The organism is Pseudomonas antarctica, from assembly GCF_001647715.1.
Taxonomy (GTDB): Bacteria; Pseudomonadota; Gammaproteobacteria; order Pseudomonadales; family Pseudomonadaceae; genus Aquipseudomonas; species Aquipseudomonas antarctica_A.
Genome location: NZ_CP015600.1, coordinates 5,135,018 through 5,159,694 on the forward strand (window position 1 = coordinate 5,135,018; position 24,677 = coordinate 5,159,694).

Genomic DNA, 24,677 nt, shown 5'->3' on the forward strand with positions numbered 1-24,677 from the left:
AAACCGTCATTAAACAGACACATCCCAGGAATTAAATCGTCACGTCTTAGACAGGTGGACCTATCCACTTACCCCTTCCTTGAGGTGTTGTCGTGATGTTGCCGAGCAAAAAAAGTCTGTCCGTTTTGTTGACCGCCCTGTGCCTGAGCGGCGTGGCCCACGCCACTGACGTTACCGGTGCCGGGTCGAGCTTCGTCTACCCGGTGCTGTCCAAGTGGTCACAGGACTACAGTAAGAACTCCAGCAACCGCATCAACTACCAGTCAATCGGCTCCGGCGGCGGTATCGCCCAAATCAAGGCGGCCACCGTTGACTTTGGCGCCTCTGACGCGCCGCTGTCCGCCGATGAACTCAAAGCCGGCGGCCTGGGCCAGTTCCCCAGCGTGATTGGCGGCATCGTGCCGGTGATGAACGTCGAAGGTGTGGCCGCAGGCCAGTTGAAACTCGATGGTGACGTCCTGGCGAAGATCTTTCTCGGTGACATCAAGGCCTGGAACGACCCGGCAATTGCTGCGCTCAACCCCGGCTTGAACCTGCCGGTGGCGAACATCACCGTGGTGCACCGCTCCGACGGCTCGGGCACTTCGTACAACTTCACCAACTACCTGTCCAAAGTCAGCGAGAGCTGGAAAACCAAGATCGGCTTCGGCACCACCGTGCCTTGGCCGGTAGGCGTGGGTGGCAAGGGTAACGAAGGCGTTTCTGCCTACGTGAAGCAGATCAAAAACTCCATCGGCTTTGTGGAATACGCCTACGCCTTACAGAACAAGATGACGTACGCCCAGTTGAAGAATGCTTCGGGGAAGTTCGTCAAACCTGACGCCAAGGCGTTCCAGGCCGCCGCTGACACCGCCGACTGGGCCAACGCCAAAGACTTCAACCTGATCATGACCAACGCGCCAGGCGAAGGCGCGTGGCCGATTACGGCCACCACCTGGATCATCATGTACAAGCAGCCCAAGAACGCCGAGCAGAGCCAGGCGGCGTTCAGCTTCTTCAAGTGGTCACTGGAAAAAGGTCAGCAACAGGCAGCGGCACTGGACTACGTAGCATTGCCGGACTCTCTGGTGACGCGAATCGAAGGTTACTGGAAGTCTGACTTCACCAACTGATTCGCCCTATGACCGCCTTCCTCATTGCTTGAGGAAGGCGGTGAGCACATCTGATATGAACGAAAGCGTCCAAACCCTGGTTATGACAACTCACGCGGGCGACTCACGGAGCGACAGCCGCGCGGCCCGCGATCAACGCCACGATCTGTGGTTCAAACGCACACTGTTCGGCGCAGCCATGTTGGTCTTACTGCTGCTGGCAGCCATTGCAGCCTCGACGCTTTGGGGAGGCGCACTGGCGTTCAAGACCTTTGGTTTCGATTTCATCACCAGCACCGAGTGGGATGCGGTCAATAACCACTTTGGCGCCGTGGTGCCGATCTACGGCACCCTGGTGACCTCGTTTCTGGCCTTGCTGATTGCCGTCCCGGTCAGTTTCGGCATCGCGATTTTTCTCACGGAAGTCGCGCCGCCCTGGCTGAAGATGCCGGTCGCCTCAGCCATTGAATTGCTCGCTGGTATTCCATCGATCATCTATGGCATGTGGGGCCTGTTCGTTTTCGGGCCGTTTATGGCCGAACACCTGTCGCCCTTGATCAATGACTACCTGGGCGCCCTGCCCTTTGTCGGCTCGCTGTTCCAGGGCCCACCGCTGGGGATTGGCATGCTGACCGCCGGCATCGTGCTGGCGGTGATGATCATGCCGTTTATCACGTCGGTGATGCATGAGGTGTTTCGCAGTGTGCCGACACAGTTGAAAGAATCCGCCTACGCCTTGGGCAGCACCACGTGGGAAGTGGTGTGGGACATCGTCTTGCCCTACACCCGGTCGGCGGTGGTCGGCGGCATCTTTCTCGGCCTGGGTCGTGCCCTTGGCGAGACCATGGCCGTGACCTTCGTACTGGGTAACGCCCAGCAGTTTTCCGCCTCGTTGCTGATGCCCAGCAGTTCCATCGCGTCCGTCATCGCCAACGAGTTCAGCGAGGCCTACACCGACCTGCATCGCTCGGCGCTGATCGCCTTGGGCTTCCTGCTGTTTATCGTGACCTTCATCGTACTGGCATTGGCGCGGTTGATGCTGATGCGCCTGTCGCGTAAGGAAGGGCTATGAACGCGAACGAACGCCTTTATCGAACACGCGCGCTTAAAAACGGCGTGGCCATGTTCCTCAGTTGCGGCGCTACGGCCTTTGGCCTGCTGTGGCTGGCGTGGATTTTAGTGACGACCATCATCAACGGCTTCCAGGCGCTCAACCTGCGCCTGTTTACCCAGATGACCCCACCGCCCGGCACCGAAGGCGGCCTGGCCAATGCGTTTTATGGCAGCGCACTGATGTCCGCTATCGCGTTGCTGATCGGCACACCCATCGGGCTGATGGCGGGCATCTGGCTGGCAGAGTTCGCACGACACTCGCGCCTGGGAACTACCGTGCGGTTCATCAACGACATTCTGCTGTCCGCGCCGTCAATTGTGCTGGGGCTGTTCATCTACACCGGCGTCATCTTGCCGCTCAACCTGCTGACCAATCATCAGGTCGGCTTTTCTGCCATCGCGGGGGCATTGGCCTTGGCCCTGCTGGTAATTCCGGTGGTGGTACGCACCACCGATGAAATGCTCCAGCTACAACCCTCGACCATGCGCGAGGCGGCCCTGGCACTGGGTGTGCCGCAATGGAAGCTGACGCTGCAGATCGTGTTGAGAGCGGCCAAAGCCGGCGTGGTCACCGGCATCCTGCTCGCGCTGGCCAGGATTACCGGGGAAACGGCCCCGCTGCTGTTCACCGCCTTCGGCAATCAGTTCTGGAGCAGCAACCTGCTCAAGCCGATTGCCAGTGTGCCTGTGGTTATTTTCCAGTACGCCATGAGCCCGTTCGACGACTGGCATGCGCTCGCGTGGGCCGGTGCATTGGTCCTCACGCTGTTCGTGCTGGTACTCAGCCTGGCATCCCGCCTGATTCTTTTACGCAATAGGTCTCACTGATGGACGCCACCGGCATTGCTCACGAAAAAACCAAAATCCAGGTGCGCGGGTTGGAGTTTTTCTACAACAACCAACGCTCCCTGAAATCCATCGACATCGACATTCCGGAAAAGCGCATCACCGCCATCATCGGTCCCTCGGGCTGCGGCAAGTCCACCTTGCTGCGGGTGTTCAATCGCATCTACTCGATGTACCCCAAGCAGGAAGCGCGTGGCGAAGTGCTGCTCAATGGCGAAAACATCCTCGCCCCCGGCTACTCGATGAACCGCCTGCGCAGCCATGTGGGCATGGTGTTCCAGAAGCCCGTGCCGTTTCCAATGTCGATCTTCGACAACATCGCCTACGCGGTGCGCCATCATGAAAAATTGTCCCGGCGTGAAATGAATGACCGCGTCGAGCAAGCCTTGCGCGGCGGCGCCCTGTGGGATGAAGTGAAAGACAAACTCAACCAGAGCGCGCAGAGCCTCTCGGGTGGCCAGCAACAGCGACTGTGCATCGCGCGCACCATTGCCCTGCGACCGCAGGTGTTACTGCTGGACGAACCGACCTCAGCGCTCGACCCCATCTCGACCGGGCGTATCGAGCAGTTGATTACAGAGTTGAAGACGCAGTACACGGTGATCATCGTGACCCACAACATGCAGCAAGCCGCGCGGGTGTCGGACAACACCGCGTTCATGTTCATGGGGGAATTGATTGAGTATGGGAATACGGACGAGATCTTCACCAAGCCGCAGATGAAGCAGACGGAGGACTATATTACCGGGCGGTTTGGTTGAGCGGACGCCAATACTCTTTAACCAAAAAATCCGGAACGCCTCATTTGCGTGAGCCGTCCGGATTTTCTAAACCGCCATAAGGCGGTGGGAATAAAGTTTTACAGGCCCTTCGAAAACACTACCTATACTGCCAGCCGTCAGTTTGCGCCTAAGAGCCAACACCTTGCAAAGAGAACTCCAACTCCTTACCTATGCCCTGTTCTTTGACAATATGCTGTTTACCTACCGTCGAATTTTTATACCTGCCATACAGACCTGTGCTCATGATTTCACCCACCTTTACATCCCCCTTGTCATCAGTAGTAAAGGGTGCAAAAAAACTACCGCGGGTAGGCGCTATCTGCGAGCTTTTATTTATTTTCGCGCCGTATTGTTCGACGAAGCCAGCGTCACTACCCGCTAGCGCAACATTCTGATCGACGTATATATCTTTGACATGTTGTTTTGGCCCAGGGTTATCAGGATCCGTAACATCCTGAACATAGGCGCTCAAAATTCGCGGGGCTGCGGGGTCTCGTTCGACAGTAAGTTCATACTTATTGCCAAACTTAAAGTCCACCAAGGTGCTATTGCTCGCGCCTGTTACCCCATCAAATTCAGCACGCCCTTTGGGCGCATTGAAATGCGGGCCATATCCGGAAAAAATAATCAGCGCCTTGCCATCCCCTCGGGGTTGCATCCCGATATAGCCACGACCAAGGGCTGTACCTTTCTCAGTATTGACGCCGAACATCATCGCGTAGTAAATCCCTGCGTCCTTGTCAGCCTTTTTTTGAAGACCTTCGTCGATAATGATAGGGAACGTAATGTTGCTCAACCCAGGGCGCGGAGCGGCAAGCGAGTACTTCACACCAAACAATCCGTTGGGGGATGTGAACTCTTTCTTCATTTCAAATTTTGGATCGCTTACTTTATCGAGCACTGAGGCATCGGAAATAAGCGGAGTACGCGAAGCACTGTCTTCAGATTTTTTTACCGTCACACTCGCTGGCGATTGTGTTGGCAGTTGAACATGTATTGCTTGTGGAGAAAGTTGCGAACGGTAGATATTCATAACAACCACAGCCCTCTTTTGGAACAGCCATCAATAGGCGTCAATGCAATGCCCGTTCATAGGCATGGTTATAAGGCCTCACACGCATCCATAGTGCTGACACCGATGAATGCCCTAGCGGTGTGAACGTCGTCATTGTCGGCTGTAAATAATTGCTGATTTCGATCAAGGCAACTGACGACTTGTACGCACATTTCACGATATGACAGTAAATGGCTGACACCAAACCGCGCTATCAGAAAGAGCGCTCGGACGGCGTGGACTTTTCCTAAAGCAGATAAGGTCTATAACTGACAATTGCGGGAGATATATCTGAGTTGCCCATCACTCAAGACATTCTATTGAAACCTCGCGTAGCGAACGCCGCGACGGCACGCCCCCTGCACCGGCTTTAGTGGTAACCCCTCACCCAGGCTCTACTTCTCAACCAAATCCCAGGCAAAAAAAAACCCGGAAATCCTCACTTGCGTGGGCCTTCCGGATTTTCTAAACCGCCAAAAATGGTGGGTCGTGTGGGATTCGAACCTACGACCAATTGGTTAAAAGCCAACTGCTCTACCAACTGAGCTAACGACCCGCTGTGTTGTGGCGCGTATAATACTGATTTCTAAGGATTATTCAACACCTTATTTGAAATAAATCAGAAATAACGCGTTGGGTCTGTAATTCCGGCCGTTTGGAAGCCTTCTGCACGCAGTCGGCAAGCGTCACATTTCCCACAAGCGCGGCCAGCATCGTCTGCCTGGTAGCAGGAAACAGTCAGCGCGTAATCCACGCCAAGTCCTACGCCAGCCTTCACAATGTCTGCCTTGCTCATGTTCTGCAGCGGGGCCTGGATACGAAAGCTTTGCCCTTCCACACCAGCCTTGGTCGCCAGGTTGGCCATGCGCTCGAATGACTCGACGTACTCTGGACGGCAGTCCGGATAACCGTTGTAGTCCAGTGCATTGACGCCGATGAAGATGTCACGGGCATTCAATACTTCGGCCCAACCAAGGGCCAGCGACAGGAACACGGTATTGCGCGCCGGCACGTAGGTCAGCGGGATGCCTTCGCTGGGCGCCTCGGGCACATCGATGCTGCTGTCGGTAAGAGCCGAGCCGCCGATGCCATTGAGGTTGAGTCCGATCACTTTGTGCTCGACCACACTCAGGTCACGGGCGACACGCGCGGCGGCGTCCAGCTCGGCGCGGTGGCGTTGGCCGTAGTCGAAGCTCATGGTGTAGCAGCGGTAGCCTTGCGCCTGCGCCATGGCAACCATGGTGGCGGAGTCAAGGCCGCCGGACAGCAAGATGACGGCGCGTTTTTGATCCGTCATGTCAGCGCCCCGGCTCGTCATTCCACAGGTATTTATGCAACTGCAATTGCAGGCGTACCGGCAGGTTGTCCGCCACGACCCAGTCGGCCAGGTCGCGGGCGTTCAGGTCATGATGGCTCGGCGAGAACAGCACTTCGCCGGCACGGCGGTCGAGGCCGTATTGGATCAGCTTGGAAGCCGCCCAGTCATAATCGTCACGCGAACAGATCACGAACTTGACCTGATCGTTGGCCGTCAGCAGATCGATGTTCTCGTAAAGGTTACGGTGCGCTTCCTTGGAGCCTGGCGTCTTCAGATCGACCACTCGGCTTACGCGCGAATCCACAGCAGAGATGTCCAGGGCACCGCTGGTCTCCAGCGAGACTTCGTAACCGGCATCACACAGTTGCTTGAGCAACGGGATGGCATTGGGCTGGGCCAGAGGCTCGCCACCGGTCACACAGACGTAGCGCGGCTTGAAGCCGGCAACCTGCTCAAGGATATCGTCGAGAGTGCGCACAGTGCCGCCACTGAAAGCGTAGGCGCTGTCACAGTATTGGCAACGCAACGGGCAGCCGGTCAGCCGTACAAATACGGTGGGCAGGCCAGCGGTTCGCGTTTCACCCTGCAACGAGTAAAAAACTTCGGTAATACGTAATGTGTCTTGCATAGTCGCCACGGGCGTAACAGCTAAACAGGCTGTCCGCCTCCGTCAGGCACTTCAAGGGATTGCGCCAACGCGCCAACCCCGGGAAGCGTGTTTCATAAAAGGGCGTGGATTCTAACGAAAAAACCCGCGCCAGGCGCGGGTTTCTTCTAAACGGGCTACATCGCTTACAAGCGCTGCAGATCCCGCTGGGCCAACTGGGCAGCAGACGTACCCGGATATTGGGCAACCACTTGCTGCAGAATGCCTTTGACCTTGTCGGTATGACCCAGGCGGCGTTCTACGTCAGCCAGTTTGTACAGCGAGTCAGGCACCTTGGCGTGCTTTGGGTACAGCTGGCTGACCTTGGCAAATGCCTGGCCCGCCGCTTGTAAATCACCCTTTGCCAGGTTCACCTCACCCAACCAGTACTGGGCATTGCCCGCGTATTGGCTGTTCGGGTATTTGCGCAGGAATGCGGTAAAAGCCTGGCTGGCCTTATCGAAATCCTTGGCTTTGATCAGGTCGAAGGCTGCGTCGTAATACAGTTTTTCCTTCGCCGGATCACCCGGTTCGCTGCTCGCGGCAGGGGCTTGGCCAGCAGCCGCTGCCCCTGCTGCGGCACCACCGGCGGCAGCGCTTGGCGCGCCACCGGCAGAAGAATTATCAGGAGTTGCGGCAGGTGTTACGCCGGCTCCAATACGTCGATCAAGATCCTGGTAACGCTCCAGGCCTTCTTGCTTCAGCTGGTTCACTTGATTCTGCAGAACTTCAATGGTGCCTTGTTGCTGCGACAATTGATCCTGCATGCGTTGCAGCTGGTTGAACAGTTCGCCCTGTGCCGAGGGGGCGGACGTAGCCGCCCCCCCAGCATAGGCGCCGTTCGTGCCATAACCCGCTGGCGGATAACTGCTCCCGCTATTGTTATAGCCAGAGTTGCTATCTTCCACAGGAACCGCAGCCCACACCGCAAGCGGTGCGAGGCTGAGAGCCAATACAGTTAGAGCACGACGGCACGTTCGCATGACGAATTACTTACGCAGTTCGACGCGACGGTTTTGAGCCCAGGACTGCTCGTCGTGGCCAGTAGCAACTGGACGCTCTTTACCGTAGGAAACCAGTTCCAGTTGGCCCGGAGCAACACCTTGCAGTACCAGGTAGCGCTGAACGGCTTTCGCACGACGCTCGCCCAGTGCCATGTTGTACTCACGAGTACCACGTTCGTCGGTGTTACCTTCCAGAACAACGCGAGCGCCGTTAGCTTTCAGGTCCTTCGCGTGAACGTCCAGAGCGCGCATGGCTTCTGGCTTCAGGTCCGAACTGTCGTATTCGAAGTAGAAAGTGGTGATAGCGCGCAGAGCAGCTTCTTCGCTCAGGGAGCCGTCAACTGCACCAGTGTTAGCGCCGTAACCAGCGTTTGGATCAACAGCTGCGCCTTCACCGGCATTGTCGCCGCCTTTAGACGAGCAACCAACGGCTACGGACAGAGCCAGAGCCAGAGCAGCAAACTTACCAAACTTCAGCATTTCCATCGTGAAACTCCTAATGAACCCCAGTGTGTTAAGCAAATCTTTTTGTAGCGCCGCGTCAGTTCAGGTAAGGGGACCAGGACGGTTCTCTGACTTCGCCTTGTGCGGTAGGAAGCGGGAGCCTTACGCGTCCATTAATGGACACGAGCATCAAGACTCCCCGGCCCTGCTGGCGGGTGGCGTAGATTACCATGGTGCCGTTGGGCGCAACAGTAGCTGACTCATCAAGGTTGGTGTCTGTGAGGATTTTTACCGTTCCACGCTGCAAATCCTGGGCCGCAACCCGGAAATTAGTGAAACCATCCTGACGGTGAATCATCACCAACGTCTTTTCATCAGCCGAAAGCTTAGGGTTGGCATTGTAGTTACCAATAAAGGTCACGCGTTCTGCGCCACCGCCACCTACGCTTGTTTTGTAGATTTGAGGCTTGCCGCCACGGTCAGAGGTGAAATAGATGGTCGAACCATCCTTACCCCAGAACGGTTCGGTGTTGATGCCCGGGCCGCTGGTAACTCGGCTGATCTGGCGCGAAGCCATGTTCATCACGTAGATATCCGGGTTGCCATCCTTGGACAGCACGAATGCCAGGCGCGAACCATCCGGTGACCATGCAGGTGCGCCGTTGAGGCCTTCGAAGTTGGTGATCTGCTCACGACGGCCAGTATCGATGTGCTGGACGAAGATACGCGGACGGCGCTGTTCGAAAGACACGTAGGCAATACGCTTGCCATCCGGCGCAAAGCGCGGCGACAGGATTGGCTCACGGGACTGCAGCAAGGTCACGGCGCGTGCACCGTCGTAGTCCGAGCGCTGCAACGTATAACGAGTGTTGTCTACAGAGAAACGCTCAGCCGTTACATAAAGCAGGCGTGTCGAGAACGCACCTTTGATACCGGTGAGTTTTTCAAACGACTGGTCCGAGATGTAGTGGGCCATGTCCCGCAGTTGTTCGGCGGTGCCCGATACGCTGCCGGTCAAGACCTGCTGCTCGGTAGCCACGTTGAACAACGTGTACTGGATCTGCAGGCGACCACCGGCTGGCGTGATGTTGCCGACCATCAGGTACTGGGCGCCAACGGCCTTCCAGTCACGGAACACAACTTCGCTGGCCTGGTTCGGCTGGCTGATCATGTTGCCTTTCGGAATCGGCGCGTAGTAGCCGGAGTTGCGCAGGTCGTCGCTGACGATCTGGGCCATGTCGTCCGGCAGCACGCTGCCGCCCTGCCAGCCGAACGGTACTACCGCGATCGGGGTGGCCCGATCACTACCGCTGGTGACCAGGATGTTCTTTTCATCCGCCGCCGCTATCCCTGCCATACAGCAAATAACGACAAGCATTCCTCGAAGAAGGTTTCTCACAAGGCTAGATCCTCAGGTGTGAATGTCATCTTGAATGAACGATAGGGAGCGAAGTCGCTTGGTTTCATTCCCTGCATCTCGGTCAACCGGCCAATGTTCTTGACCGCGGCAACCGCCGAACTGTCGAACGAACCGTCACCACTGGACTTGGCCACGCTGACCGAAGTCACCGTACCGTCCGGCAACATGCCGATCTGCAGCACTACTGTCATACCTTTGCGTGCCGAAGGTGGACGTGTCCAGCCTTCCGCTGCCCGTGCCCGAATCAGGTCGTCGAAACTGCCCGCGACTTCATCACCACGTTCATCGGCCAAGGCTTGCTGACGCTGCGGCGTGTCGGAAAGCAAATCTGCCAAGGCCTGGGCCTTTTTCTCTTCGGCGGATTTACGTGCTGCTTCCTGGGCCTTTTTCTTGGTGGCGTCGGCGGCAGCTTTCTTCTTCGCGTCGTCGGCGATCTTTTTCTTCGCCTCGTCTGCTTCAGCTTTTTTCTTGGCGTCTTCGGCGGCTTTCTTCTTCGCGTCTTCGACTATCTTTTTCTTGGCGTCTTCAGCGGCCTTTTTCTTGGCCTCTTCTTCGGCCGCTTTTTTGGCTTCTTCTTCAGACTTCTTCTTGGCTATATCAGCCAGTTGTTTCTCTTCAGCCTTTTTAGCTTCGGCAGCTTTGTCGGCTTTCTTGGCTTCATCAGCCTTTTTCGCCTCGTCAGCTTTCTTGGCTTCGTCAGCCTTTTTCGATTCCTCGGCCTTTTGAGCCGCCTCTTCTTTCTTTTGTTCCGCAGCAGCCTTCACCGCTTCCTGCTCGACCTTCTTCTGTTCCATCTGCTCGACTTCGGTCTGGCGCGCAGCCGACTTCTGGGCCTCACCCGCAATCTTCTGATTGGTCTGGGTAGTGGCCTGACTTTTCGATTTCAGCTGATACAGGGTCGCCTGCACGATCGGCTTGGCTGGCGGCAGGTCCGGGGTCATGGCAAAGCTGACGAACAGCATGCCAAACACCAGGACGTGCAGGGCAATTGCCCAGACGCTAGGCCAGAAGAAGCTTTCCGAGGCGGACGGCTCTCGCTGTTGGTGCATCAGGGCGCCTCGGTAATCAAGCCAACGTTACCGACGCCGGCCTTCTGCAGCCCACCCATGGCACCCATGACGGAGCCATAGTCGACCACTTTGTCGCCGCGAATGAACACTTGCGTGTGCTTGCCGCCTTCGTTGCCGGACCGGATGATCTTGGTCACGGCGTCGGTCATCTGCGGCAAGGTCATGGCCTTGTCCTGCTGTTTCTGAGTGTCGACTTCGCTGCCAAGGTTCCAGTAATAGGTCTTGTCAGCCTTGATCGAAATGGTCAGGACCTGAGTGTTGTTGTCTTGCGGCAAGGCTTCGCTGGAAACCTTGGGCAGATCAACCTTCACGCCCTGATTGAGCATCGGCGCGGTCACCATGAAGATGACCAGCAGCACCAACATCACGTCGATGTAGGGCACTACGTTCATCTCGGCGACCGGCTTGCGCTTTTTGCGAGCTCGAGCGATTAAAGCCATTGGGAATTACCTGCTTATTCTTCGCTGGTGTGCACTTTACGGTGCAGGATCGCCTGGAACTCGTCGGCGAAGGTGTAGTAACGGCTGATCAAGGTTTCGCCGCGTGCGGCAAAACGGTTGTAAGCGATTACTGCTGGGATAGCAGCGAACAGGCCGATCGCGGTAGCGACCAGGGCTTCGGCGATACCCGGGGCCACAGTGGCCAGGGTCGCTTGCTGGGCCTGAGCCAGGCCACGGAAGGAGTTCATGATCCCCCAGACGGTGCCGAACAGACCGATGTACGGGCTGACGGAGCCGACGGTAGCGAGGAACGGCAGGCTCTGCTCCAGTTTCTCTTCTTCGCGTGAAATCGCGACGCGCATGGCACGGGCCACACCTTCCATGACCGCTTCAGGGTCGACGCCCGGCTGCTGGCGCAGGCGCGAGAATTCCTTGAAGCCGGCGCGGAAGATCTGCTCGACGCCCGAATCCGGGTCCGGGTTGCTGCCCGCCTGACGGTACAGCTTGGACAGGTCGATACCCGACCAGAAGCGCTCTTCGAAGCTCTCCAGGGCACGTCGACCGGCACGCAGCAAGTTGCTGCGCTGAAAAATCATGACCCAAGAGGTAACCGATGCGGCTACCAGGATCAGCATTACCAGTTGAACCACAACACTGGCATTGCTGACCAGGCTCCACATGGAGGAATGGTCGACGACGGTAGGTTCCACGCTAAATCTCCTGCTTTGATTGTTTACCCGCGCCGCTTACGCCGGCAAAGGCCGCACGTAGAGCTTCGGGAATGGCCCGGGGTTTCAAACTATTGGTGCGCACACAGGCCACCAGGAACTGCCCCTCACAGAGCAGCGTTGCATCCGTTGCCCGCCTGACTTGCTGTTTAAAGCGCAGGCTGACACGGTTCAATTCGATTACTTGCGCGCTGACCAGCAGTTCATCGTCCAGCCGCGCCGGTGCGTGGTAACGCGCCTCGCTGGAATGCACGACAAACAACAGGTCTTCCCCCGCAAGCGTGGATTGGGCAAAGCCCAACTCCCGTAGCCGCTCGGTTCGAGCCCGCTCCATGAACTTGAGGTAGTTGACGTAATACACGATGCCGCCAGCATCGGTGTCCTCGTAATAAACGCGACAGCGATGTACGAACGACTGATCCCCGTTTTGCGCGCGCATACTCTAGTGCTTACTCCTCAGGTTGCCAATCCGGCCAGGCAACTGTTTTTTCATTCCAAGCAACATTTCTAACGACTGAATGACGACACCAGCCACTAGGACAGCACAAACTTCAGATAAATCGACTGGCGTGACCTTTTTAATCGTCCACTGCATCGAGGAATTCGTCTACTACAGGCATCTCGCCCAATCGTGACGGAATGTTTAACCCAAAGTGCAAATAGGCGTGGCGCGTGACCACTCGCCCCCGTGGCGTGCGCATGATGTAGCCCTGCTGGATCAGGTACGGCTCCAGCACATCCTCAATGGTATGGCGCTCTTCACTGATGGCGGCTGCCAGGCTGTCCACGCCCACCGGGCCACCGTCGAACTTCTCGATCATGGTCAAGAGTAGACGTCGATCCTGATGATCGAAGCCATGCTCGTCCACATCCAACAGGTTCAAGGCCAGGTCGGCCACGGCCTTGGTGATATGCCCCTTGGCCCGCACCTCGGCAAAATCGCGTACGCGACGCAACAAACGGTTGGCGATCCGTGGCGTGCCACGGGCCCGGCGGGCGATTTCAAAGGCGCCTTCCGGGTCCAGGGGCAAGCCGAGAATGCTCGCAGACCGGCTGACGATGGTCGCCAGGTCAGCGGTGCTATAGAACTCTAGACGTTGCACAATGCCGAAACGGTCTCGTAGCGGGTTGGTCAGCATGCCCGCGCGGGTGGTTGCGCCGACCAATGTGAAAGGCGGCAGGTCGAGCTTGATCGAGCGGGCCGCCGGGCCCTCGCCGATCATGATGTCGAGCTGGAAGTCTTCCATGGCCGGGTACAGCACTTCTTCGACGATCGGCGACAGCCGGTGGATCTCGTCGATAAACAGCACGTCGTGGGGTTCAAGATTGGTCAGCAACGCCGCCAGGTCACCCGGACGCTCCAGCACCGGGCCGGAGGTGGACTTGATCGACACGCCCATTTCATGGGCGATAATCATGGCCAGCGTGGTTTTACCCAGCCCCGGCGGACCGAAGATCAACGTGTGGTCGAGGGACTCACTGCGCCCGCGCGCGGCCTGGATGAACAACTCCATCTGCTCGCGCACGGTGGGCTGGCCAATGTAGTCGGCCAGGCTCAGGGGGCGGATGGCGCGGTCCTGGACCTCTTCACGGTCGCGCGGGCCGGTGGCCGCGATCAGACGATCAGCTTCAATCACTTAAATCATTCCCTTCAGGGCTCGGCGGATCATGTCTTCGCTGCTCAGGTTCTTGTCCTTGATGGCCGACACCGCTTTGCTGGCCTCCTGCGGCTTGTAGCCCAAGGAGATCAACGCGCTGACGGCATCGCTTTCGGCACTGGCAACCTGCCCCACCGGCATATCCGGCTGGTTCGGCACCAGGGCAAACATGCTCGGTACGACTTCCCAGGCCTTGAAGCGATCCTTGAGTTCCACCAGCAGGCGCTCCGCGGTTTTCTTGCCGACACCCGGCACCTTGGTCAGCGCAGAGGTGTCCTGGGCCGAAACAGCGCGTACCAATTCATCCACTTCCAGGCTCGACATCAACGCCAGCGCAAGCTTGGGCCCCACGCCATTGAGGCGAATCAGTTCGCGGAAGAAGTCGCGGTCGCGCTTGCCTATGAAACCATAGAGCAATTGCGCATCTTCGCGCACCACCAGATGTGTGTGCAGCGTTATTGGCTCGCCGATCGACGGCAGGCGATAGAGGGTGGTCATGGGCACTTCCAGCTCATACCCCAACCCATTTACATCCAGAATCAGGTGCGGCGGCTGTTTTTCAGCCAGGGTGCCGCGCAAGCGTCCAATCACGGTTCAGATCCTTAAAGCTTGGGGTCAGAACAAGGCCTGACCGGAAATAACGATTGCGCTGATGCTATCAGAGACGCAGCCGCCCGCCACGACTGCGTGCCGTGCCCAGGCCATGCGGCAACAGGCTGGAGCGGGTGTGGGCATGGCAAATGGCAATGGCCAGGGCGTCGGAGGCGTCGATTTGCGGTTTTGAGGTGAGCTTGAGCATGTGCATGACCATCATCTGCACCTGCTCCTTGTTTGCCGCACCGGTGCCCACCACGGCCTGCTTGACCTGGGTCGCCGTGTATTCGGCGATTTCCATGCCCTCTTCCGCACCGGCGACGATCGCGGCGCCACGGGCCTGGCCGAGTTTCAGGGCGGAGTCGGCGTTTTTGGCCATGAAGACTTTTTCGATGCCCATGGTGACCGGCCCGTAGGTCTGGATCACTTCACGCACGCCGCGATAGACGATCTGCAGGCGCTCGGCCAACTCGCCCGCGCCAGTGCGGATGCAGCCCGAGGCGACGTAGACGCAGCCACGCGGGGTGTGTTGCACCACGCCAAAACCGGTAATGCGCGAACCGGGGTCGATACCTAGGATTAAAGTCATAACGCCTGCGGGGTGGGGGAAACACAATTCTTGCGGCCAACATCGATCAACTGTGGGAGCTGGCTTGCCTGCGATGCAGGCACCTCGGTGCGTCTTCTAAACCGAGGTGATGCTATCGCAGGCAAGCCAGCTCCCACATGTTGATCTACATCATTTTTCAGACTAGCTGTGCTGCGACTTCTTCTGGAATGTCGGCATTGGAATAAACGTTCTGCACATCGTCCAGGTCTTCGAGCATATCGAGCATCTTCAGCACTTTCTGCGCGCCGTCCAGGTCCAGCTCGGCGCTGGTGGTCGGCAGCATCACGATTTCCGCGTCAGTGCCTTTGAAACCGGCCGCTTCCAACGCGTTACGCACGGTATAGAACCCGGCAAACGAGGTGAATACGTCGATGGAGCCGTCTTCGTTGGTGACTACGTCGTCGGCGTCCGCTTCCATGGCGGCTTCGATCAGTGCGTCTTCATCCACGCCCGGTGCGAAGGAGATCTGCCCCTTGCGTTCGAACAGGTAGGCCACCGAACCGTCGGTGCCGAGGTTGCCGCCACATTTGCTGAACGCATGGCGCACGGCTGCCGCCGTACGGTTGCGGTTGTCGGTCATGCACTCGACCATCACCGCCACGCCACCCGGGCCATAGCCTTCATAGCTCAGCTCGACCATGTCGTCGGTGTCAGCTGCACCGGCACCACGCGCCACGGCGCGATCAATAATGTCGCGGCTCATGTTGGCGCCCAACGCCTTGTCCAGCGCCAGGCGCAGACGCGGGTTGGAGCCCGGGTCACCGCCACCCTGGCGAGCAGCGACGGTCAGCTCGCGAATCCACTTGGTGAAGATCTTGCCTTTCTTGGCATCCTGACGCTCTTTGCGGTGCTTGATGTTCGCCCACTTGGAATGGCCAGCCATAACACAACTCCGAAATTCTCTAGAAACCTTATCGATCCAGCCCCAGGCCGGACTTCTCTCTTTAAAGCACAACCCTTGTAACGCAAAGGCGCATCCGAAGATGCGCCTTTTTAGACTGCGTAAACCTCAGTGCGCTTTCACGCAGCGGCCTTACTCAGCCTTCGGCGCCTCACGCAGACGGATATGCAGTTCGCGCAGGGCCTTGGCATCCACCACGCCCGGAGCCTGGGTCATGACGTCCGCAGCACTCTGGGTTTTCGGGAAGGCGATCACTTCACGGATCGACTGGGCGCCGGTCATCAGCATCACCAGACGGTCCAGACCGAACGCCAGGCCACCGTGCGGCGGCGCGCCGTATTTCAGGGCGTCGAGCAGGAAGCCGAATTTCTCTTCCTGTTCCGCTTCGTTGATGCCCAACAGGCGGAAGACCGCTTGTTGCATCTCTTTGCGGTGGATACGGATCGAACCGCCACCCAACTCAGTGCCGTTCAACACCATGTCGTAGGCGCGGGACAGAGCTCCAGCGGGGTTGGCTTCCAGCTCTTGCGGCGAGCACTTCGGCGCAGTGAACGGGTGGTGCAAGGCGCTGAAGCTGCCGTCGTCGTTCTCTTCGAACATCGGGAAGTCGACCACCCACATCGGTGCCCACTTGCAGGTCAGCAGGTCCAGGTCGTGGCCCAGCTTGATCCGCAGCGCGCCCAGGGCTTCGCTGACGATCTTGGCTTTGTCGGCACCGAAGAACACGATGTCGCCGTCAACCGCGCCAACGCGATCGAGGATCGCGTTCAGGTTGTCCAGCGGGATGTTTTTCACGATCGGCGATTGCAGACCATCAACACCGTTAGCACGCTCGTTGACCTTGATGTACGCCAGGCCTTTGGCACCGTAGATGCCGACGAACTTGGTGTAGTCGTCGATCTGTTTGCGCGGCATGCTCGCGCCGCCTGGTACACGCAGGGCGGCGATACGGCATTTAGGGTCGTTGGCCGGGCCGCTGAACACCTTGAAGTCGACTGCTTTGAGCTGGTCGGCCACGTCCACCAGTTCCAGCGGGTTACGCAGGTCTGGCTTGTCGGAACCGTAGCGGCGCATGGCTTCTTCGAAGGTCATGTGCGGGAACTCGCCGAACTCCAGGTCCAGCACTTCCTTGAACAGGTTGCGGATCATTTGTTCGGTCAGGCCCATGATCTCTTTTTCATCGAGGAAGCTGGTCTCGATGTCGATCTGGGTGAATTCAGGCTGGCGGTCGGCACGCAGGTCTTCGTCGCGGAAGCACTTGGCGATCTGGTAGTAACGGTCGAAGCCGGCCACCATCAGCAGTTGTTTGAACAGCTGCGGCGATTGCGGCAAGGCGAAGAAGGAGCCGGCGTGGGTACGGCTTGGCACCAGATAGTCACGCGCGCCTTCCGGGGTGGCCCGGGTCAGGATCGGCGTTTCGACGTCGAGGAAGCCGTTCTCGTCGAGGAAGCGGCGGATGCTGGTGGTCATGCGCGAACGCAGACGCAGCTTCTCGGCCATTTCCGGACGACGCAGGTCCAGGAAGCGGTAGCGCAGGCGAGTTTCTTCGCCCACGTCGGAATACTCGTTGAGTGGGAACGGCGGGGTTTCCGACTCGTTCAGCACTTCCAGCTCGTAGCCCAGCACTTCGATGGCGCCGGAGGCCATGTTCGCGTTCACGGCACCGGCCGGACGCAGGCGAACCTTGCCGGTGATCTTGACAACGTACTCGCTGCGCACACGGTCGGCGGCGGCGAAGCTCTCGGCGCGGTCCGGATCGAACACCACCTGGGCCAGACCATCACGATCACGGATATCGAGGAAAATCACCCCGCCGTGGTCGCGGCGACGGTGAACCCATCCGCAAAGGGTGATTTCCTGACCTTCCAGGGTCTCGTTCAGTTGGCCGCAATAGTGGCTGCGCATCATGGTAGTGGTTTCACTTCTCGTAATTCGAAATTCGGTGGAGGCTCGCCTCGTCACCGTACAGTTAAGCAGGGGACGGATAATGCAGGAGCCTGCGCGTAGAGTTCAACTCAGTCTGCTTTGTCGCCGCCCGCCAGGTTCTTCTTGGCGCCGGTCTTGAAGTCGGTCTCGTACCAGCCGCCGCCGCTCAGGCGGAAGCCCGGCATGGACAACATCTTCTTCAGCTCAGGAGCCTGGCAGGCAGGGCAATCGACCAGCGGCGCTGCGCTGATCTTCTGAATGGCTTCCAACTGATGACCACAGGAAGCACATTGATAGTCGTACATGGGCATGGAGATGTCTCGGCGATCAGATCGTTACTGCGCCACGCCCTGCCCTGTGGATAAACCCCAGGCATGCGCAGCAAAGCGCGGGATTATATCTGGTAAATCGAGGCAGTGCAGCCGGCTTTCTGCCCGAAGCCTGGCCCGCCTTGACGGTGGACCCGCTTCGCAACGGCCGTATTAATCGAGGTCAAGGGCGCTGACACGCCCTTTTAATACGTGAACCACGCACACCACCCTGACCAGCCCGCTGAAGTTCTTCACCCCTCCGTACCTCAAATGCACTTCCCGGTCGACGTAAGACAGCAACGCACTGACCGAGCAGGCATTGATCCCGGCTATCTCCGTGAGGATATTCCAGTAGATCTGTTCGAGCCGCAGGCAGGTCGAAAACCCGTTGAGCCTGACTGACCGGGACAATGGCTTGGCCAGCCCCATGTCGAACCCTTTTGCAAAGGGGTCGACCTTTATCTTATGAAAACCACCGGCTTCCATCACTCCATTACCCACACCACGTGACATACACCTGACACTCCATTGCCAAACAGCAGCCCACGGGTTTCTCCCATTGGACAGTGGCTCTATAAAACAGCAGGACGAGAGGGGCAGCCAGAAGACGGGGCGTTGATAATCGTAGGACAACGCCAGGAAGCGCAGAGAAACAAGCGAGCGGCGCCAGGAAGGCGCCACTCAGGCACGAAGCTTATTGATTTTCGAGCAGGGAACGCAGCATCCACGCGGTTTTCTCGTGTACTTGCATGCGCTGGGTCAACAAGTCCGCCGTGGGCTCATCGCTGACCTTGTCGAGTAATGGGAAGATCCCGCGTGCGGTACGTGTCACTGCTTCCTGGCCGGCCACCAACTGCTTGATCATTTCTTCGGCGCTAGGCACACCCTCCTCTTCCTTGATGGAAGACAGGCGGGCGTAGATCGAATAAGCCCCCGGTGCCGGGAAGCCCAAGGCGCGGATACGCTCGGCAATGGAGTCCACGGCCAGTGCGAGTTCGTTGTACTGCTCTTCAAACATCAAGTGCAGCGTACGAAACATGGGGCCCGTGACGTTCCAATGGAAGTTGTGGGTTTTCAAATACAGTACATAGGTATCGGACAGCAGTCGTGAAAGCCCATCGACGATGGATTTACGATCTTCTTCACTGATACCAATATCGATTGCCATGTTTTTCCCCTTCAATTGACGAATATTCATTGATCAGGTGCAGGACCACTCTAGCAAGAGTACCGCCTGTGTGCAGCCCACCTCACGCAGGTGCCGTGCGACAAATCGCCCCGCTACCCCAAGGCGGTCGCTCGCCTGCGACCGGCGGGCAAGCCTTTGCGCCGGTCAGGAAACATTCAAAATGTCGCCCGAACAGCCCGCACCTGTCTAGGACAAGCGTTTGCTGCACAAATGCCCCGCTGGCTTTAACGCCCCGAAATGCTTGATTTGAGTAGGCACAGCCTTTGCTGTTAAATAGACGTCGTGTGGCTAGCCGTTTATTTCTGCGGCCGCCACATAGGCTGATACCCGCGCACGTGCTCAACGCCTCCCATTGTTCAGAAGCGAACCGTGCCAGTCAGCTCTTCCTTGTGATCCTTCTTAACGTGAGTTAATCAAAATGTTGAAAATCGTCCACCTGCTAACGGGCGTTGCAGCGTTGCTGCTGTCCTTTATACCGAGCTTGCAACAGGGAAGCCCTCCCTACCTGGAACAACACGACGCTCTGTACCTGGCCTTGTTCGGCCTTCTTAACCTGACGCTGGTACCGGTAATCCCTTACTGGAACAAAGGCACGCGTCATCAACTGCAAAACCTGGTCAGCGCGTTGCTGGTACTGACCGTTGTCGTTCAAACCCTCACCCTCCTGGCACCGATGCCTGAAGTGGGCGGCCACCCGGCCATCCTGCTCAGCCTGGTGATTGCTGTGGTCGCCATCGTTCTTCACCTGGCCATCAGCTTCTACCGTTCGTCCCCTGCCGCTGCGTCGCAAAACTACGACATGACCAACCGGGATACCGGGACCGTCAAGTGGTTCAACACCTCCAAAGGCTTCGGCTTTATTTCCCGCGATTCGGGCGACGATATCTTCGTCCACTTCCGGGCCATCCGTGGCGAAGGCCACCGCGTCCTGGTCGAAGGCCAGCGCGTGGAGTTCTCCGTCATGAACCGCGACAAGGGCCTGCAGGCCGAAGACGTGATTGCGGCATTACCGCGTCGCTGATTCCCACCCGCAGCGCAAAAAAAACCGCGATCCAGCTAGGCTGGGTCGCGGTTTTTTATTGCGTGCTTATTAATAGTGAGGCGGCGGCGCCTCTTCTTCGGATGACTCGAACTGGCCACCCATTTCTTCCTGGCGCTTGAGCAGCGCCATCATCTGCAGTTGCAGGCGCTCAACCGCACGTTGCTGAGCGACGAGGATGCCATTGAGGGTATCGATGGTGTCGTCCTGAAAGGCCAGGCGGCTTTCCAGGTCGGTGACGCGTTCTTGCAGGTCCATGAGTCAGTCCTGGGTAAAGATGAAGCCGGCGGGCAATAACACGCGCAGTCGGCTGCGAATCGCCGCCACTTGCTCCTCGGTATAAGGCTGGGTCGGGTGCTTGCCCCAGACCGGTGCGGGCCACGCGGCGTCATCCCGTTTGCGCACAATCACATGCACATGCAGTTGGCTGACAACGTTGCCCAAGGCGCCAATGTTCATCTTGTCGGCCACAAAGCCTTCATTGAGCAGTTGCGCCAAGGCCGTTGTTTCTTGCCACAGTGTTTGTTGATCTGCGACATCCAGCTGAAACACTTCACTGATACCCTCAATGCGCGGCACCAGGATGAACCAGGGGTAATTCGAGTCTTTGGACAACAGCAGGCGACAGAGCGGAAAGTCCCCAATGGCCAGTGTGTCTTGTTGCAGGCGTTGATCTAAGGCGAACACGCGGGCACTCCGTTCGGCAGGTCGATATCAGGTGCCCAGCATACCTTTGAATGCTTGAGGCTTCACAGCGAATGCAGGGGAGCCGTGATGCAACCGAATAAAAAACCTGCACCCTTTCGAGGCAGCCGAATAATTGAGCTACGCTGATTCGGGCCTGAACGGGGTGCACCAAAATGACCCACCTGTGCTTCAAAGAGATCCGCAAACTACCCACTCAAGGGGGTGAACCGGTAACGTTTTGTTCTGGCGCAGGATTTATGTACCTCCTCACCGGTGACATACCCGGGCGTCAAGCCCAAACCAAACGACGTAAGAAGCCCGTGCTTATGCGGTTTTTACACTGCCGTAACGGTTTTCACGAAAAAATGACATTCGGTTACCGCTTTGTGCACGCTTGTTGCATTGACACCCGTATAGTCGGCAAGGGCACCCGCCTGGAAGCAGGTGTTTCGCGATAAAAATCAGCAGCGTTTGAGTGCACATCAAGGACGAATTCAAACTTCGAAAGCGGTCTGAAAACAGCACTTAAGTTGTCAGCCTTGTTACATTCGGGCTGTGAATTTGCGACATGGAACTAGCAATTTACGACAGCCTCGTAAAGAAGCTGAAAGGATAGATGGGTAAGTATCGTCAATAGGGTCTGCGTGATATAACTTTGCGCCGACACAAAAAAGAAAGAGCCGCCCAGATAAAAATACAGGTGGGACGGCAGTACTCTTCCTAAAACCAAAGGAGCAAATCACGATGCGCGTGATGAAGTGGAGCATGATCGCCCTGGCTGTTTCAGCAGGCACCTCGCAATACGCAATGGCGTCCGCACAAGACGACGCCAAGGGTTTTGTTGAAGACAGCACTTTCAGCATCAACACCCGGTTGCTGTATTTCAGCCGTGACAAGCGCAACAACGACTCCGGCCAAAGCCGCACCGAAGAAACCGGTCTTGGTTTCAACGGCCTGTACCAATCCGGCTTTACCCAAGGCACCATTGGTGTCGGTGTTGATGCCATTGGCCTTTTGGGCGTCAAGCTCGACAGCGGCAAGGGTCGCGCCGGTACCGGCCTGTTCCCTACCGGTTCTGACGGTCGCTCCGAAGACGATTACTCCAAAGGCGGCGCTGCGGTTAAGTTCCGTATTTCCAACACCGTGCTGAAAGTGGGTGATCAATACACCACCGCACCGGTGTTCGCCTCCGATGACAGCCGTCTGCTTCCAGAGCTGCCGCAAGGCTTCTCTCTGACCAGCAACGAAATCAAAGACCTGAAACTTGAAGCCGGTCACTTCACCTCGATCGTTGCCCAGGACCACACCTACAAAGACAGTATCAGCAGCTCCGAACCCAACACCGGTCGCGGCCTGAGAGATGCTAACTTCGTGGGTGGCGTTTACGCCTGGACGCCTGAGTTCACCACCAGCCTCTACTACTCGAAAGTCGAAGACTATTGGAAGAAACTCTACGCCAACGTGAACTGGACCCACGCGCTTACCGACAACCAGTCGGTGGCCGTTGACTTCAACATCTACGACACCAAAAGCGATGGCGCCGGCCTGCAACGCGCTGAAAAAGACAACACCACCAAGCTCAACAACCGTGCATTCAGCTTGCAAGGCGCGTACACCCTCGACGCTCACACCTTTACCCTGGCCTATCAGAAGGTTAGCGGTGATGGCGACTACGGCTACGGCGTAGACGGCGGCGGCTCGATCTTCCTGGCTAACTCCGTTGCGCGTTCCGACTTCAACGCCGAGGGTGAAAAATCCTGGCAAGCTCGCTACGACCTGAACATGGCCAAATTCGGCGTTCCAGGCCTGAGCTTCATGACCCGCTATGTCACTGGCAGCGGCGCCGACAACGGCACCACCACCAATGCCAAAGAATGGGAACGTGATATCGAAGCCAAATACGTGATCCAGAGCGGCCCAGCGAAAGACCTGAGCCTGCGCGTACGTCAAGCGACCTATCGTTCGTCTGACGGCGTGTACTACGGTTCGGCGTCTATCGACGAGCTGCGTCTGATCGCGCAATACCCGCTGAACATCTTGTAATTGGCTGTTTGATTACAACGATGACTTAAGGCTTCGGCCTTAACTAAAAAGCCGCTCCCTTGCATGCAAAGGAGCGGCTTTTTTATTGCAGTTTTATTTCAATGGCGACATAACTAGCAAGCTAACTAACGAGATTAAACGCTTGCATCGAACCTGACCTATCGGCCAAGTTCGACGTCCTGCTGCTTAGTTATTTTGCAACCGGTTCCTGCATCACGCGAATCACTCGCTGCGGGAACGGAATATCAATCCCCGCGCCTTTCAGGCGGTCACGCGACAGTTCATTCAGCATGAACACAACGTCCCAATAATCTGCAGTCTTGGTCCAGCAACGCAACGACACCGTGATCGAGCTATCGCCCAGGGTCGACACCACGACCACTGCCGCCGGGTCAGCCATTACGCGCGGGTCTTTCGCCAGTTCCAGCAGCACTTCACGGGCTTTCTGCAGGTCGGCTTCATAGTCGACACCCACGTCGAACACCACCTTGCGGGTAGGCTGACGGTTGGTGTTGGTGATGATGCCGTTGGAGAGAATACCGTTCGGCACGATCACGGTTTTGTTGTCACCGGTACGCAGCACGGTATGGAAGATCTGGATGCTGTCGACAGTGCCGGAAGTGCCTTGGGCTTCAATCCAGTCACCGATGCGGAACGGGCGGAACAGCAGAATCAGCACACCACCGGCGAAGTTGGCCAGGCTGCCTTGCAGCGCCAGGCCGATCGCCAGGGTAGCCGCACCGATCGCGGCGACGAACGAGGTTGTTGCCACGCCAATCATCGATGCCACGCTGACGATCAGCATGACTTTCAGCGCGATATTCGCAAGGCTGGTAATAAAATGCTGCAGTGCCAAGTCCGCGTTACGCAGCGCCAGCAAGCGTCCCACCCGGTGCGTCAGTCGGTTGATGAGCCACCAGCCGATGGCCAGGGTGATTACCGCCAGCAACACCCGGCTGCCATATTCCATAATCATCGGGATCCAAGACTGCGAGGTCTTGATCAGGCGATCCACTTCAGCATTCAAATCCATCTACATTCTCCAGTTTTGCGGATGTGCGGCTTTATTGACTACCTGAAAACGCAATTGAGCCCCGTAGGGCTCAAGTGTAGGCGCAGGTTCTGGGGCGTGGGACGTCAAAAACGCCCACAGGTTCCACAATGTGCCATCAGTCGCGGAAGTTATTGAACTGCAGCGGCATGTCGAAGGTCTTCGCGCGCAGGGCAGCGATTGCTTCCTGCAAATCATCCCGTTTCTTGCCAGTGATGCGAACCTGCTCACCCTGGATGGCGGCCTGGACTTTCAGCTTGGCATCCTTCACATGAGCAACGATCTTCTTCGCCAGCTCTTTGTCGATGCCTTCCTTGAGAACCGCTTCCTGCTTCATCAGCTTGCCGGAAGCATAGGCTTCTTTGATTTCAAGGCACTGCGCGTCGATCTTGCGCTTGACCAGGGACAACTTAAGGATCTCGATCATCGCTTCCAGCTGGAAATCGGCTTCAGCGGTCAGGTTGACGGTCAGTTCCTTTTCCTTGAATTCGAAGCTGCCCTTGCCTTTCAAGTCATAGCGACGGTCCAGTTCCTTGACGGCGTTCTCGACGGCGTTGGTGACTTCGTGTTTGTCCAGTTCGGATACCACGTCGAACGAAGGCATGTCATTTCTCCAATATAAGGGGCGGGCTCAGTAGAGATGGAGCGCGCCCGAGCTAAAATGCGCAGGCATTATAGCGGTTCTTTCGCCCCGTTCACTGTGAGCGACCCT

General features: G+C 57.4%; 28 protein-coding genes and 1 tRNA gene. 6 read left to right on the forward strand and 23 right to left on the reverse strand.

Features of this window, described 5'->3' with window-relative positions; all coding sequences use genetic code 11:
* Positions 1-95 precede the first annotated feature (95 nt).
* The 4 genes from pstS to pstB all read left to right on the forward strand — a co-directional run bounded on the left by pstS (position 96) and on the right by pstB (position 3,811).
* Positions 96-1,112, forward strand: a complete 1,017-nt coding sequence (gene pstS, locus A7J50_RS23290) for a phosphate ABC transporter substrate-binding protein PstS (RefSeq protein WP_082895948.1) — start codon at positions 96-98, stop codon at positions 1,110-1,112.
* 82 nt (positions 1,113-1,194) lie between these two features.
* Complete coding sequence (gene pstC, locus A7J50_RS23295; protein ID WP_167353738.1) at positions 1,195-2,163, forward strand: phosphate ABC transporter permease subunit PstC; 969 nt, start codon at positions 1,195-1,197, stop codon at positions 2,161-2,163.
* Positions 2,160-3,032: a phosphate ABC transporter permease PstA gene (gene pstA / locus A7J50_RS23300; RefSeq protein ID WP_064453919.1), complete on the forward strand. Its 873-nt coding sequence runs from the start codon at positions 2,160-2,162 to the stop codon at positions 3,030-3,032. Before pstC ends, pstA begins: the two co-directional genes overlap by 4 nt.
* Complete coding sequence (gene pstB / locus A7J50_RS23305) at positions 3,032-3,811, forward strand: phosphate ABC transporter ATP-binding protein PstB (RefSeq protein ID WP_064453920.1); 780 nt, start codon at positions 3,032-3,034, stop codon at positions 3,809-3,811. Before pstA ends, pstB begins: the two co-directional genes overlap by 1 nt.
* A gap of 148 nt (positions 3,812-3,959) precedes the next feature.
* On the opposite strand, the gene A7J50_RS32000 is transcribed toward pstB, so the two are convergent.
* From A7J50_RS32000 to A7J50_RS23400, 19 genes are all read right to left on the reverse strand, one after another.
* On the reverse strand, positions 3,960-4,865 hold the full coding sequence (locus A7J50_RS32000; RefSeq protein ID WP_237140864.1) for a hypothetical protein: 906 nt from the start codon (positions 4,863-4,865) through the stop codon (positions 3,960-3,962).
* A 501-nt stretch (positions 4,866-5,366) separates the two neighbouring features.
* Positions 5,367-5,442, reverse strand: a tRNA-Lys gene (locus A7J50_RS23315).
* Between the two features lie 63 nt (positions 5,443-5,505).
* Positions 5,506-6,183 (reverse strand): 7-cyano-7-deazaguanine synthase QueC, encoded by a 678-nt coding sequence (queC, locus tag A7J50_RS23320; RefSeq protein WP_064453921.1) that lies wholly within the window; start codon positions 6,181-6,183, stop codon positions 5,506-5,508.
* Position 6,184: 1 nt separating this feature from the next.
* Positions 6,185-6,832 carry a 7-carboxy-7-deazaguanine synthase QueE gene (gene queE, locus A7J50_RS23325; RefSeq protein ID WP_053257751.1) on the reverse strand — a complete coding sequence of 216 codons (648 nt, stop codon included), beginning with the start codon at positions 6,830-6,832 and terminating at the stop codon, positions 6,185-6,187.
* Positions 6,833-6,996: 164 nt separating this feature from the next.
* Complete coding sequence (ybgF, locus tag A7J50_RS23330; RefSeq protein WP_064453922.1) at positions 6,997-7,833, reverse strand: tol-pal system protein YbgF; 837 nt, start codon at positions 7,831-7,833, stop codon at positions 6,997-6,999.
* 6 nt (positions 7,834-7,839) lie between these two features.
* A complete protein-coding gene (pal, locus tag A7J50_RS23335) occupies positions 7,840-8,340 on the reverse strand; it encodes a peptidoglycan-associated lipoprotein Pal (protein WP_003209827.1) in 501 nt (166 codons plus the stop codon).
* Positions 8,341-8,395: 55 nt separating this feature from the next.
* A complete protein-coding gene (gene tolB, locus A7J50_RS23340; RefSeq protein ID WP_152745290.1) occupies positions 8,396-9,676 on the reverse strand; it encodes a Tol-Pal system beta propeller repeat protein TolB in 1,281 nt (426 codons plus the stop codon).
* A gap of 17 nt (positions 9,677-9,693) precedes the next feature.
* Positions 9,694-10,767 (reverse strand): cell envelope integrity protein TolA, encoded by a 1,074-nt coding sequence (tolA, locus tag A7J50_RS23345; protein ID WP_064453923.1) that lies wholly within the window; start codon positions 10,765-10,767, stop codon positions 9,694-9,696.
* Positions 10,767-11,219, reverse strand: a complete 453-nt coding sequence (gene tolR / locus A7J50_RS23350; protein ID WP_161630238.1) for a protein TolR — start codon at positions 11,217-11,219, stop codon at positions 10,767-10,769. Before tolR ends, tolA begins: the two co-directional genes overlap by 1 nt.
* Before the next feature lie 23 nt (positions 11,220-11,242).
* Positions 11,243-11,938 (reverse strand): protein TolQ, encoded by a 696-nt coding sequence (gene tolQ / locus A7J50_RS23355; RefSeq protein ID WP_024077143.1) that lies wholly within the window; start codon positions 11,936-11,938, stop codon positions 11,243-11,245.
* Between the two features lies 1 nt (position 11,939).
* Positions 11,940-12,395 carry a tol-pal system-associated acyl-CoA thioesterase gene (ybgC, locus tag A7J50_RS23360; protein ID WP_064453924.1) on the reverse strand — a complete coding sequence of 152 codons (456 nt, stop codon included), beginning with the start codon at positions 12,393-12,395 and terminating at the stop codon, positions 11,940-11,942.
* 139 nt (positions 12,396-12,534) lie between these two features.
* Positions 12,535-13,593 carry a Holliday junction branch migration DNA helicase RuvB gene (gene ruvB, locus A7J50_RS23365; RefSeq protein ID WP_064453925.1) on the reverse strand — a complete coding sequence of 353 codons (1,059 nt, stop codon included), beginning with the start codon at positions 13,591-13,593 and terminating at the stop codon, positions 12,535-12,537.
* Positions 13,594-14,205, reverse strand: coding sequence for a Holliday junction branch migration protein RuvA (gene ruvA, locus A7J50_RS23370; RefSeq protein ID WP_064453926.1), 612 nt, complete (start codon positions 14,203-14,205; stop codon positions 13,594-13,596).
* A gap of 67 nt (positions 14,206-14,272) precedes the next feature.
* A complete protein-coding gene (gene ruvC, locus A7J50_RS23375) occupies positions 14,273-14,797 on the reverse strand; it encodes a crossover junction endodeoxyribonuclease RuvC (protein WP_024077147.1) in 525 nt (174 codons plus the stop codon).
* A 157-nt stretch (positions 14,798-14,954) separates the two neighbouring features.
* Complete coding sequence (locus A7J50_RS23380; protein WP_064453927.1) at positions 14,955-15,701, reverse strand: YebC/PmpR family DNA-binding transcriptional regulator; 747 nt, start codon at positions 15,699-15,701, stop codon at positions 14,955-14,957.
* 150 nt (positions 15,702-15,851) lie between these two features.
* Entirely contained in the window at positions 15,852-17,627 is a 1,776-nt protein-coding gene (gene aspS / locus A7J50_RS23385; protein ID WP_064453928.1) for an aspartate--tRNA ligase, read from the reverse strand.
* 107 nt (positions 17,628-17,734) lie between these two features.
* Positions 17,735-17,956, reverse strand: coding sequence for an FmdB family zinc ribbon protein (locus A7J50_RS23390; protein WP_017139808.1), 222 nt, complete (start codon positions 17,954-17,956; stop codon positions 17,735-17,737).
* A gap of 171 nt (positions 17,957-18,127) precedes the next feature.
* Positions 18,128-18,469 carry a ribbon-helix-helix domain-containing protein gene (locus A7J50_RS23395; protein ID WP_064453929.1) on the reverse strand — a complete coding sequence of 114 codons (342 nt, stop codon included), beginning with the start codon at positions 18,467-18,469 and terminating at the stop codon, positions 18,128-18,130.
* Positions 18,470-18,650: 181 nt separating this feature from the next.
* Positions 18,651-19,124 carry a Dps family protein gene (locus tag A7J50_RS23400; RefSeq protein WP_003193874.1) on the reverse strand — a complete coding sequence of 158 codons (474 nt, stop codon included), beginning with the start codon at positions 19,122-19,124 and terminating at the stop codon, positions 18,651-18,653.
* A 439-nt stretch (positions 19,125-19,563) separates the two neighbouring features.
* Between A7J50_RS23400 and A7J50_RS32145 the strand changes: the two genes are divergently transcribed.
* Positions 19,564-20,166, forward strand: coding sequence for a cold-shock protein (locus A7J50_RS32145; protein ID WP_064453930.1), 603 nt, complete (start codon positions 19,564-19,566; stop codon positions 20,164-20,166).
* Positions 20,167-20,235: 69 nt separating this feature from the next.
* Here the strand turns inward: A7J50_RS32145 and A7J50_RS23410 are convergent, their stop codons facing one another.
* Entirely contained in the window at positions 20,236-20,442 is a 207-nt protein-coding gene (locus A7J50_RS23410; protein ID WP_053257763.1) for a SlyX family protein, read from the reverse strand.
* Positions 20,443-20,445: 3 nt separating this feature from the next.
* Positions 20,446-20,871: an HIT domain-containing protein gene (locus A7J50_RS23415; protein WP_064453931.1), complete on the reverse strand. Its 426-nt coding sequence runs from the start codon at positions 20,869-20,871 to the stop codon at positions 20,446-20,448.
* Between the two features lie 744 nt (positions 20,872-21,615).
* Between A7J50_RS23415 and A7J50_RS23420 the strand changes: the two genes are divergently transcribed.
* Positions 21,616-22,914 carry an OprD family porin gene (locus tag A7J50_RS23420; protein WP_064453932.1) on the forward strand — a complete coding sequence of 433 codons (1,299 nt, stop codon included), beginning with the start codon at positions 21,616-21,618 and terminating at the stop codon, positions 22,912-22,914.
* Positions 22,915-23,104: 190 nt separating this feature from the next.
* On the opposite strand, the gene A7J50_RS23425 is transcribed toward A7J50_RS23420, so the two are convergent.
* Together A7J50_RS23425 and A7J50_RS23430 are read right to left on the reverse strand one after the other, a co-directional pair.
* The gene (locus A7J50_RS23425) at positions 23,105-23,947 is read right to left on the reverse strand and encodes a mechanosensitive ion channel family protein (RefSeq protein ID WP_064453933.1); all 843 of its coding nucleotides are present in this window, start codon (positions 23,945-23,947) and stop codon (positions 23,105-23,107) included.
* 136 nt (positions 23,948-24,083) lie between these two features.
* A complete protein-coding gene (locus tag A7J50_RS23430; protein WP_053257767.1) occupies positions 24,084-24,569 on the reverse strand; it encodes a YajQ family cyclic di-GMP-binding protein in 486 nt (161 codons plus the stop codon).
* Positions 24,570-24,677 lie beyond the last annotated feature (108 nt).